This is a genomic window from Mycobacterium sp. 1165178.9 (genome assembly GCF_001673555.1).
Classification (GTDB): Bacteria; Actinomycetota; Actinomycetes; order Mycobacteriales; family Mycobacteriaceae; genus Mycobacterium.
Map to the genome: position 1 here is coordinate 1 of NZ_LZMB01000189.1, position 10208 is coordinate 10208.

Genomic DNA, 10208 nt, shown 5'->3' on the forward strand with positions numbered 1-10208 from the left:
TGAACACCGCGCCGGTCCCCTTGAAAACGCTGCTGCCGCAGCAGAATTCAACAGCTTCGGACGCACAGTGGCGCCAGGTCACCGCAACCGGGCACTATCTGCCGGACGTGCAGGTACTGGCCCGGCTGCGGGTGATCGACTCGAAGCCGGCATTTGAGGTGCTGGCGCCATTCGTCGTCGACGGCGGACCGACCGTGCTGGTCGACCGCGGATACGTGCGCCCCCTGGAGGGGTCGCATGTGCCGCCGATCCCCCGCCCGCCCGCGCAGCCGGTGACCATCACGGCGCGACTACGCGACTCCGAGACCGCCGCGGCAAACAAAGATCCGTTCGTGGGAGACGGTGTGCAGCAGGTGTATTCGATCGACACCGAACAGGTCGCGGTGCTGACCAAGACCCCGCTGGCCGGGTCCTACCTGCAATTGATCGACGGTCAGCCCGGTGGGCTCGGCGTGGTCGGTGTGCCGCAGCTGGACGCCGGCCCGTTCCTGTCCTACGGCATCCAGTGGATCGCGTTCGGCATCCTCGCCCCCATCGGGTTGGGCTATTTCGCCTACTCAGAGATCCGTGCCCGCCGTCAGGAGAAGCAACACCGGGCGTCGGCGGCGGCCGAGACCGCGCCAGCACCGGAAGCACCGGCGGCGCCGCAGTCCGTCGAGGCCAAACTCGCCGACCGTTACGGCCGCCGTCGGTAACCCGACAGGTACATCAACAGTCCGGCCAACCCCGCGGCGCCCGCTTGCACCAGCGTCGACAGCGTCACCGCGCGCCGCAGGTCGCTCACCGTCGGCTCGCGGCCGTCGCCGAGTGGGGGCCGGATCTGCAGCTCGTGGCGGTACGGCGTGGGACCGCCCAGGCGCACGCCCAGCGCCCCGGCGAAGGCCGCCTCGACGACGCCGGCGTTGGGGCTGGGATGGCGGGCGGCATCGCGGCGCCAGGCCCGCGCCGCACCCGACGGTGATCCGCCGACCAGCGGCGCCAGCAGCACCGCCAGCGACGCCGTCACCCGCGCCGCGAGAAAGTTGGCGATGTCATCCAATCGCGCCGCGGCCCAACCGAATCGAAGATAGCGCGGGGAGCGATAGCCGACCATCGAGTCCAGGGTGTTGATGCCGCGATACACCAGGACCGCGGGCACACCGCCGGCCGCCGCGCACAGCAGCGGTGCCACCTGGGCATCGGAGGTGTTCTCGGCGATCGATTCCAGGGACGCGCGGGTCAGACCCACGCGGTCCAGCGACGCCGGATCGCGCCCGCACAACGATGGCAGCAGTGCACGCGCGGCCTCGACGTCGCCGTGTTCCAGCCGCTCCGACATGTCCATTCCGGTGCGGGTCAACGAGGTTCCGCCGAGCGAGACCCAGGTGGCCGCGCCGGTCGTCGCGATCGACCACATCAGGCCGCGCCGCGCGGCGGCCTGCTGTAGCGCCAGACCGAACACGCCCACCGCCCCGATCAGCGCGCCGACATGGAGCGCACCGGCGAGCCGGCTGTCGCGGTAGGTCACGTTCTCCAGCGCGACGGCGGTTCGGCCGAACAACGCGACCGGATGACCCCGGCGTGGGTCGCCCAGCGCGCGGTCGGCCAGGTAGCCGATCGCCACGCCCGCGATCCGCGCCTGCCTCGTAACCACCTCGGCAGCGTCTCACACCGAACGTCGCGGCTCCGTCGACTAGGCGACCGCCACGATCACGACGATGATCAGCACGATCAGGACGGCCACTCTCGGGCGGATACAACGCCGCCAGATCATTGATCGTGCCGATCCGGGGATGGTCTACTCGAAGCCATGAGGCCCAGCAGGCAAGGTCCGCAGTGAAACGCCCCGCAACCCGGATCGCAGACCTGCTCAATCCGGCGGCGTTGTTGTTGCCCGCCGCGAACGTGATTATGCAGTTGTCCCTGCCCGGCGTCGGCTATGGCGTGCTGGAGAGTCCCGTGGACAGCGGCAACGTCTACAAGCATCCGTTCAAGCGAGCCCGCACCACCGGCACCTATCTGGCGGTCGCGGCCATCGGGACCGAGTCCGACCGGGCGATGATCCGCGCCGCCGTCGACGGCGCGCACAGGCAGGTGCGGTCGACATCGTCGAGTCCGGTGTCCTACAACGCTTTCGATCCCAAGCTGCAGCTGTGGGTGGCGTCCTGCCTGTACCGGTACTTCGTTGAGCAACACGAGTTCCTGTACGGCCCGCTGGACGACGCGACCGCCGACAACGTCTATCAAGACGGCAAGCGGCTGGGCACCACGCTGCAGGTGCCCGAGAGCATGTGGCCGCCGGACCGGGCCGCCTTTGACGCGTACTGGAAGCGTTCGCTCGAAGAACTGCACATCGACCCTCCGGTGCGCGAACATCTGCGCGGGGTGGCTGCCATGGCGTTTCTGCCGTGGCCCTTGCGGGTGCTGGGGGGCCCGCTCAACCTGTTCGCGACGACGGGCTTTTTGGCTCCGGAATTTCGGGCGATGATGCAGCTCGAATGGTCGCCGCGCCAGCAGCGCCGGTTCGAGTGGCTGCTTTCGGTGCTGCGGCTGGCCGACCTGTTCATCCTTCATGACGCCTGGATCCTGCTCTATCGAATCTACCTGTGGGACATGCGGTTTCGCGCCCGGCGCGGCTGGCGGATCGTCTGAATGGGCAAGGCCGTCTCGCCGGTAGGGTGCCATCATCACCGGCCGACTGGATGTGCTGCTGAACAACGCGGGATTTGGCGGCCCACACGCAGCCCTGGCCGACACCGACGAAGCATGGTTCGACAGATCCCGGCGCGCCGAATTGGCCTCCGCCGCATTGTTCTCGCCAGCGATGAAGCTTCGTTCGTCACCGGCGCCGCCCTGGCGGTGGATGGTGGGTACTCGGCCAGCGGCCCAATGGTCGGCAAACCGCGCAAAGCGGACTAGCGTGGCAAGGCATGACCTTTCCAGCGCTCAACCATGTCGCGGTCACGGTGCGCGACATGAACGTCAGCGGCCCGTGGTATCGCAACCTGCTCGGCGCCGACCCGATCCTCGACGAACACACCGACGCCGGATTTCACCATCAGGTGTGGATGCTCGACGGGGGCACCATATTCGGCATCCATCAGCACGACCGCGCGGCGCCCGACGAAAAGTTCAGCGAACATCGCGTCGGGCTCGACCATGTCGGCTTCGGTTGCGCCGGCCGCGCCGACCTCGAGAACTGGGTCACCCGGCTGGGTGATCTGGGTATCGAGCACGGCGGCATCGTGGACGCTTCCTACGGCTCGGGATTGAGTTTTCGCGACCCCGACGGTATCGCCTTGGAGTTCTTCGCCCCGCCCGGCTGATCGGCTCAGCGCACCGTCGCGAAGAACGCGCGGAGGTCCTCGACGAATAGCTCCGGTTGTTCGAACGCCGCGAAATGCCCGCCACGCGGCATGTCCGTCCAGTGGGTGATGTTGTAGACAGGCTCGCACCAGCTACGTGGCGCCTTGAGCAGCTCCCCGGGGAAAGCCGCTACGCCCGTGGGCAATTCGACACGATCGCCGCCGCCCCACACCGCAAAACTCTCCCAGTACAGGCGCGCCGACGACGCGGCGGTGTTGGTGACCCAGTACACCATCACGTTGTCGAGCAGCTCGTCCCGGCTCACCGCGTTTTCGGGATGCCCGTCGCAATCGGCCCAGTCCCAGAACTTTTCGACAATCCAGGCCAGCTGCCCCACGGGCGAATCGGCCAGCCCGTAGCCGAGTGTTTGCGGCCGGGTGGACTGTTGCTTGGAATAGCCGGTGCCCCACTTGCGGTGGTTGGCCAACCCGGCCAGCGCTCGTTGCTCCTCGTCGGTCGGGTTCGTCAGTGAATCCTTGGTGGGCCGTCCGACCGGCATGTTCAGGTGGATGGCCACGCAGTGGCCGACGTTGCGGCCGATCTGTGTCGTGACGGCCGCGCCCCAGTCACCGCCCTGAGCGCCGTAGCGGTCGTACCCCAGGCGCAGCATGAGGGTTTCCCATGCCTCGGCGACCTTCTCCACGCCCCAGCCGGTGTTGGTGGGTTTTCCGGAAAACCCATATCCCGGAAGCGATGGACACACGACGTGGAAGGCCTCCTCGGCGTGTTCTGAGGCGGGGTTGGTCAACGGTTCGATCACCTTGTGGAACTCCACAATTGAACCCGGCCAGCCGTGCGTGATCACCAGCGGAAAGGCGTCGGCGTGCGGTGAACGCTGATGGATGAAATGAATGTCGAGACCGTCGATTTCGGTGGTGAACTGATCGAACCGGTTGAGCCCGGCCTCCCGCGCTCGCCAGTCGTAGTTGTTGGCCCAGTAGTCGGCCAGTTCACGCGTGTAGGCCAACGGCACGCCCTGGCTCCAGTCGTCCACGCATTCGGCCTCCGGCCAACGCGTACGGGCCAGCCGCGATCGCAGATCATCGAGAACGTCGTCAGAAACGTCGATGCGGAACGGTTTCACGCGTTCATACTGCCCTCGGTCGCGTGAGCGGCGGCAGGCACCCCGGCGCGGCGGCCCTAGGCCTTCGTCGAGGCCGACCTCTCAGAGTGCTCGCAGGCCACTAAGGGTCCTGCCGATCAGTTCACGTCGTTCGTCGATCGTCATCGAGTCGCCGAGGGGTGCGTGCACCCGCAGATAGCCCTGTGTCACCAGTTCGCCGACCAGGAACCGTGTCGCACCGAGCGGTAGGGACAGACGCGCGGCGATCTCGGCGACCGACGGGCTCTGCACGCAATATGTCAGAATCTGGCCCCGCACATCGTTTCTCGGCCAGCGCGGCGGCTTCGCCGTGGTGTCGAGGGCTTCAACCGGTGCCTCGAGTGCCAGTTCGACGCCAGCGTCGGTACGGCCTCCCGTCAGTGCGTATGGCCGGACCAGGCTCGGCTCGTTCGCGGTCTCTCGTTCTGTGGCCTCGTCCTCATGCGCGTCGGAATGTTTCCCACCCGCATGTGGCGAACTATGCGGCCCCATGTGGTGCTGCAAGAACCACAGGGCCTGGTCGGCGTGCACGGATGCGCGCAGCTCGCTGGAGACCACTTTGAGTACGGTGCGGTCGGTGTCGATGACGAACGTGGTCCGTCTGACCGGCAGCAGCCGGGCCAGCAGGCCACGGCGCCGGGCGTGCCGGCCACGCCGGGCCTCGTCACGCGCGACGACGGATCGACGTAGCTTGGCGAATCTGCCTCGGCGCACCCCGAACAGCTCGGACACCACGCCGTCCGCGTCGGAGAGCAGCGGATAGTCGAACGAGCGCTGCTGGGCGAAGTGGGCCTGCTTGTCAACGGTGTCGGTGCTGATGCCCACCCGCTGGGCGCCGACGGTGACGAACTCGTTGCTCAGGTCCCGAAAGTGACAAGCCTGGGCCGTACAGATCGGCGATGACGCCAGCGGGAAGAAGAACAGCACAACCGGCCCTTCGGCAAGGAGCGCGGACAGCGCCCGGGGCCGACCGGTGTGATCCAACAGAGTGAAGTCAGGCGCCTTCTCGCCCGCGATCATCGGCAAAGAGTAACGCCGGGGTGGGCTGCGCGAAGCACACTCGGACAATTCGGTCAAGATAACAGCTCACGAATGCCGGGTGACGCTGTCCGGCACGTCATCACGGGCCTGCCCGCCTAACTCGGCAGGCGTGCGGCTGTTAATCGAAGGTTGACGATTGTTACAAATTGTTTCGTGAGCCGCGAATGCCCCGCGGATCTGGGACGATCTCGAATTTATGAAGCTCGTTTTGACGATTTCCAGTGTGGTGGCCGTGATTGGTTTGGCGGTGCCCGCGCACGCCGACGACACCGACGACGCGTTCCTCGCGTCGCTGAATTCGGCCGGCTTCACCTATAACGATCCGGCGCAGGTTATTCAGGCCGCCCATTACGTGTGCTCGGCGGCCGGTGGCGGCACGGCGATGGCAGATATCGCGAAATCGATGACATCGAAGGCAGCCGCACTGACCGAGGAGAAAGCGGAGAAGTTCACCGCGATCGCGGCCAGCGCCTATTGTCCGGATGCGATCTCGTCGACCACCACGACGGCGGCCGCCAGTTCCTAAGCGAGCGATTCGCGGCACGAAATGCGGGCGGCGCCGGTTTGGGACGATGCCTGCGACGTGAGGCCACTTCTGCCTGCGCTCGGTATCCCCGCCGCACGCACGATCGTTTCTATTCGTATTGCAGTGATGGATAGGCGGCTGTTTCGCCGCGCCCATTCGGAGTCAGGTCGAGCATGCCGAAAATCGGCCAGATCGGGTCAATGGGACTGTTGTCGCCGCGCACGAACGTCAGCTCACTCGCCCACCGGTGGTGAATTGCATCCCCGTCTCGCGAGAATACGTTCAGGACTGGGAGCTGCTCGCCCTCCGGCGTTTCCCCGTGATAATCGCGGTTGAATGTGTTTTTGCGCGAGGAGACCAACCGCAGATTGTCCCAGCCGCGTTCCTTTGCGTAGCTGTCCAGCCGAGCCGGATCAGTCTTCGCCACCACGACGAGGTTTATCCGATCGGCGATGTGGGTGGCCGGACCGTTGAGTCCGTCGACGACCGAAGTGCATGAGGGGCACGGTTGTTCGGCAAGCGGCAGGAGGGCCGTGTGGCCCCCAGCCGCACCCGCGCGGGTATCTTTTGACCAGCGCGGGAACATCATGTGGTAAATCACCAGCGTGTCCTTGCCCGGCGCGAAGAGTTGCGTGAATCTCACCTCGTTTCCGTCGGACGCGGACTCGAAGATGTAGTCCTCTGCGACGAGCCCGCCGGCCGGGAGTGCCCTGCGTTGGGCGGCGACCCGTTCGCTGAGCTGCCGCAGCGCGTCTTCTGCCTCGAGCAATCGGTTTCGTGCGCGCCGGTATTCGCTCGATTCACCCGGGAATCTGATATCGGGGTCGCAAAGTGTCTCCCGCCACGCGATCATGTCGCGTGGGTTGCCCTTAGGCGCCATGTCTCTTACTTTCCTTGTACTTAAATCCCGTGCGAACTCAAGGCGTCGCTTCTTCGCCAACGTCAGGATTGCACGTGCATCTCGGCTGGGCGGGCCGCGAGTCCAGGCCCATCGAATGCCGCTCTGTTAGCCCGTGCGAACTCTTCGACGGTCATCGCCGGCGTGCCGGTGACGACTTCAACGAGATTGTTGGCGCCGGAGAAGATGCCGTCTCGATAGTCTTGTGCAACGCTGCTGATGTGCTGCACCAGAAATGGTGTGCGGCTTTGCAATTCCAATGCTTTGGCGAATTCCGAAATTTCGACGGGCTGATAGTGGACGGGCATTTCGAGGACGTGGGACAGCTTGCTGGCGATCTCGTAGTGGTCCAGCTCGACCGGACCGCACAGCGGGTAGGTCTGGCGGTCGTGGGGTTCCGGGTTAGCGAGGACGGCGGCGATGAAGCGTCCTTGATCGGCCGCAGCTATCGGAGCATGACGTCCGGCTCCGAACGGTAGTCGCAATACCGCTTCGCCGTCGCGCCGCCACCACTGCGCTATCAGCCATTCAGCGAAGAAGGTGGGCCGGATGTGTGTGGTTCTGAAGGTGAAGCGGTCCAACAACCTTTCCGCCAACCAATGTTGGCGCGCCGCGTGACTGGTTGCTTCACGCCGCGCCGAAATTTGGGACATGTTGACCACCGAGCGAACTCCGGTCTCGGTGGCAGCCTGGGCGAAGATTGCCGTTGCTTCGAGCAACCGGCCGGGGTCGATCGGGTAGCAGAAATATGCGCCGGCGACGCCCGCGAGAGCCGAGCTTACGTCGTCGAAATCGAGCAGATCGCCTTGTGCGATTTCAGCGCCCAGGGCCGCGAGCTGATCACTTCGTCCGTCGAATCTGCGCACCAGCGCACGCACACGGAGCCCTCGCTTGATCAGAGCGGACGTCGCGTGCATCCCCGTCTTCCCGGTCGCCGCAGTTATGAGGAACAACCCTTCGCCTGACATCTCCAACACGTCCCTTCGATCACGATGTGTCCGACAATCCGCTGCTCCACGGCGGATGACGCGAACCGCATTCAGGTACACCGTTCTGTTTACTTCGTCGAACGCCACGCTACCGCGTAGACCTCTTCTTGTAAACAGTTCGGTATACTTCTGGTCGTGAAAAGTATGGATAAGGCTTCCCGAGTGGCGTTCGAGCGCGGCGGCCGCGGGGCGCGCGACCGGATCGTGGCCGCTGCGCGAGTGCTCTTCTACCGCGACGGCATCCACGCCACGGGTGTGGACCAACTCGCCGATCACGCCCATGTGTCCAAGCGGACGCTGTACAAGCACTTTTCAAGCAAGGACGAGATCGTCGGGGCCTACTTGCGCGACGTCGACGCGACCCGCGCAGTGCCGCGGGAGCGGGCGCTGGACAGACCGGGGCTAGCGCCGCGGGACCGCTTATTGGCAATCTTCGAGCGGGGGAACGACAAGCAAGTACGCGGATGCCCCTTCCACAACGCCGCTGTGGAGGCGGCCGGGAAGTTGCCGGAAGTACACGACATCGTGCGCGCGCACAAAGAAGCATTCATCGCTCGGTTGGCTGACACTTGTGGCGAACTCGGCGTCACTAACCCACGCGAACTTGCAAATCAACTCGCAGTGCTCTTCGAGGGAGCGATTGCACTGGCGACCGCACTCAACGACACCTCCCCGATGGTGCACGCGCAATCGGCCGCGGTGATTCTGATCGATCAAGCCGTAGCGGCGGGCCGATTCGAGCAGCCGGCCCAGGTGAAATTCGGAGTCGCCTCGAATAAGCCTTGATCTGTAAAACACTGGTGGGCGCGGACGGTATCGAACCGCCGACCGCTGGTGTGTAAAACCAGAGCTCTACCACTGAGCTACGCGCCCGTCGCTGCGGGCAGGCTACCCGCCCGAGGTCCAAGTTCCCAAAATCTCAGCCCCGCAGCGCCGCCAGGGCGTCGGTCCAGAGCCGCTGGTCGCGGGACTCGCCGGGCTGTTTCATCTCGGCGAAGCGGATGATGCCGGACCGATCGACGACGAACGTCCCGCGGTTGGAGTAACCGGCGTCCTCGTTGAACACGCCGTAGCTCTGGCTGACCGCGCCGTGCGGCCAGAAGTCCGACAACACCGGAAAGGTGAAGCCGCTGTCCAGCGACCAGACGCGGTGGGTGGGCGGCGGTCCGACCGAGATCGCCAGCGTCGCGCTGTCGTCGTTTTCGAAATCGGGCAGGTGATCGCGCAACTGATCCAGCTCGCCCTGGCAGATCCCGGTGAATGCCAGCGGAAAGAACACCAACAGCACGTTCTTGGCGTCCCGATAGGAGCTCAGCGTGACGCGCTGTTGATTCTGGTCGCGCAAAGTGAAATCCGGGGCGGCTGTGCCAACGGAAAGCATCAACGCTTCCCGGCGCGGGATTTGGGCTGCACCAGCCGGCTGGCGCTCCAGTCCCCCAGGTTGACCGACGAGGTCGGCATCAAGCCGGCGGTGGGGGCGGCCTCTGCGATTTCGGCCGGCAGCACGTGTCCGGGCTTGCCGGTTTTGGGCGTCAACACCCAGATCACGCCGTCTTCGGCCAGCGGGCCGATCGCATCCATCAAGGTGTCCACCAGGTCGCCGTCACCGTCTCGCCACCACAGCAGAACGACGTCGACTACCTCGTCGGTGTCCTCGTCGAGCAAGTCACTGCCACAGGCTTCCTCGACCGCGGCGCGGATCTCGTCATCGGTGTCTTCGTCCCAGCCCCACTCCTGGACAACTTGGTCTCGTTGGATGCCCAATTTGCGAGCGTAGCTCGGGGCGTGATCCGCCGCGACCACCGTGGAGCCTCCTTAACGTCCGCACGCTATGCGATTGGGGATTATCGTCGCACAGCCAGAGCCTGGTCCATACTTCCGCATCCTTACGTTGCCAGGCAGAGTTTCACCGCGTTCTTTTTGGTGTCGTTGAGTTGATCGACCCGCTTGTTGAATTCACCGGTGCCCGCATGAGTGCCGATGGCGTTGGCCACCGCGCGGGCGGCGTCGATGTAGGCGTTGAAGGCGTCCTTGATCTGCTGCGACATCGCATCGCTGAAGCTGTTACCCACCGTGGTGGCGCTGTCGTTGAGGGCGTCGATGGCCGGGCCTTCGGTCGGGCCGGTGCCGCGGCCGGCGTTGAACGCCTTCACGAACTCGTTGGTCTTGTCGATCGCGTTCTTGCTGGTGGTGATCAGCGTGGCGCAGGCGGTGCGCACCGCCTTGGTGGTCAGCGATTGTTGCCGCTGCGACTCCCGGACGCTCGAGGTCACCGACGACGCCGACACCGACGCGGACACCGACTGG

Annotated in this window: 13 protein-coding genes and 1 tRNA gene; 5 read left to right on the top strand and 9 right to left on the bottom strand. The window is 65.2% G+C overall.

The genetic code is table 11. From position 1 onward, the window contains the following. The coding region (locus A5652_RS09075) for an SURF1 family protein (RefSeq protein WP_067349496.1) at positions 1–695 on the top strand (695 nt) is incomplete at its 5' end. Here the strand turns inward: A5652_RS09075 and A5652_RS09080 are convergent. Then, complete coding sequence (locus tag A5652_RS09080; protein WP_067349501.1) at positions 677–1633, bottom strand: cobalamin biosynthesis protein; 957 nt, start codon at positions 1631–1633, stop codon at positions 677–679. The two genes, A5652_RS09075 and A5652_RS09080, sit on opposite strands and share 19 nt — an antisense overlap. A 182-nt stretch (positions 1634–1815) precedes the next feature. Here A5652_RS09080 and A5652_RS09085 point away from each other — a divergent pair, with 182 nt between their 5' ends. Together A5652_RS09085 and A5652_RS09090 are read left to right on the top strand one after the other, a co-directional pair. Beyond that, positions 1816–2631 (top strand): oxygenase MpaB family protein, encoded by an 816-nt coding sequence (locus A5652_RS09085; protein WP_067349504.1) that lies wholly within the window; start codon positions 1816–1818, stop codon positions 2629–2631. A 278-nt stretch (positions 2632–2909) separates the two neighbouring features. Continuing rightward, positions 2910–3305 (top strand): VOC family protein, encoded by a 396-nt coding sequence (locus A5652_RS09090; RefSeq protein ID WP_067349507.1) that lies wholly within the window; start codon positions 2910–2912, stop codon positions 3303–3305. 5 nt (positions 3306–3310) lie between these two features. Here the strand turns inward: A5652_RS09090 and A5652_RS09095 are convergent, their stop codons facing one another. Together A5652_RS09095 and A5652_RS29020 are read right to left on the bottom strand one after the other, a co-directional pair. Continuing rightward, positions 3311–4429, bottom strand: coding sequence for an epoxide hydrolase family protein (locus A5652_RS09095; RefSeq protein ID WP_067349511.1), 1119 nt, complete (start codon positions 4427–4429; stop codon positions 3311–3313). A gap of 81 nt (positions 4430–4510) precedes the next feature. Then, positions 4511–5467: a peroxiredoxin gene (locus A5652_RS29020; protein ID WP_067349514.1), complete on the bottom strand. Its 957-nt coding sequence runs from the start codon at positions 5465–5467 to the stop codon at positions 4511–4513. 229 nt (positions 5468–5696) lie between these two features. Here A5652_RS29020 and A5652_RS09105 point away from each other — a divergent pair, with 229 nt between their 5' ends. Further along, positions 5697–6014 carry a DUF732 domain-containing protein gene (locus tag A5652_RS09105; RefSeq protein ID WP_232001138.1) on the top strand — a complete coding sequence of 106 codons (318 nt, stop codon included), beginning with the start codon at positions 5697–5699 and terminating at the stop codon, positions 6012–6014. Positions 6015–6123: 109 nt separating this feature from the next. Here A5652_RS09105 and A5652_RS09110 read toward each other — a convergent pair whose 3' ends face one another. After that, positions 6124–6954, bottom strand: a complete 831-nt coding sequence (locus A5652_RS09110) for a DUF899 family protein (RefSeq protein WP_232001139.1) — start codon at positions 6952–6954, stop codon at positions 6124–6126. Between the two features lie 2 nt (positions 6955–6956). Beyond that, entirely contained in the window at positions 6957–8183 is a 1227-nt protein-coding gene (locus tag A5652_RS09115; RefSeq protein ID WP_232001140.1) for an NmrA family NAD(P)-binding protein, read from the bottom strand. Here A5652_RS09115 and A5652_RS09120 point away from each other — a divergent pair. Next, the gene (locus A5652_RS09120; protein WP_232001141.1) at positions 8157–8687 is read left to right on the top strand and encodes a TetR/AcrR family transcriptional regulator; all 531 of its coding nucleotides are present in this window, start codon (positions 8157–8159) and stop codon (positions 8685–8687) included. The two genes, A5652_RS09115 and A5652_RS09120, sit on opposite strands and share 27 nt — an antisense overlap. Before the next feature lie 12 nt (positions 8688–8699). Here the strand turns inward: A5652_RS09120 and A5652_RS09125 are convergent. From A5652_RS09125 to A5652_RS09140, 4 genes are all read right to left on the bottom strand, one after another. Further along, positions 8700–8774 (bottom strand) — tRNA-Val (locus A5652_RS09125). Between the two features lie 46 nt (positions 8775–8820). Continuing rightward, positions 8821–9282 carry a peroxiredoxin gene (locus A5652_RS09130; protein ID WP_067349525.1) on the bottom strand — a complete coding sequence of 154 codons (462 nt, stop codon included), beginning with the start codon at positions 9280–9282 and terminating at the stop codon, positions 8821–8823. Beyond that, entirely contained in the window at positions 9282–9704 is a 423-nt protein-coding gene (locus A5652_RS09135; RefSeq protein WP_007770623.1) for a DUF3052 domain-containing protein, read from the bottom strand. The genes A5652_RS09130 and A5652_RS09135 overlap by 1 nt, the downstream gene beginning before the upstream one ends. 83 nt (positions 9705–9787) lie before the next feature. After that, on the bottom strand, positions 9788–10208 hold a 421-nt coding region (locus tag A5652_RS09140), incomplete at its 5' end, for a hypothetical protein (RefSeq protein WP_067349536.1).

Bases quoted from the DNA above. Each gene is read 5' to 3' on its own strand.
- A5652_RS09090 (WP_067349507.1), top strand. From the start codon at position 2,910: ATGACCTTTCCAGCGCTCAACCATGTCGCGGTCACGGTGCGCGACATG.
- A5652_RS29020 (WP_067349514.1), bottom strand. From the start codon at position 5,467: ATGATCGCGGGCGAGAAGGCGCCTGACTTCACTCTGTTGGATCACACC.
- A5652_RS09115 (WP_232001140.1), bottom strand. From the start codon at position 8,183: ATGGGCGTGATCGGCGAGTTGGTCCACACCCGTGGCGTGGATGCCGTC.
- A5652_RS09130 (WP_067349525.1), bottom strand. From the start codon at position 9,282: ATGCTTTCCGTTGGCACAGCCGCCCCGGATTTCACTTTGCGCGACCAG.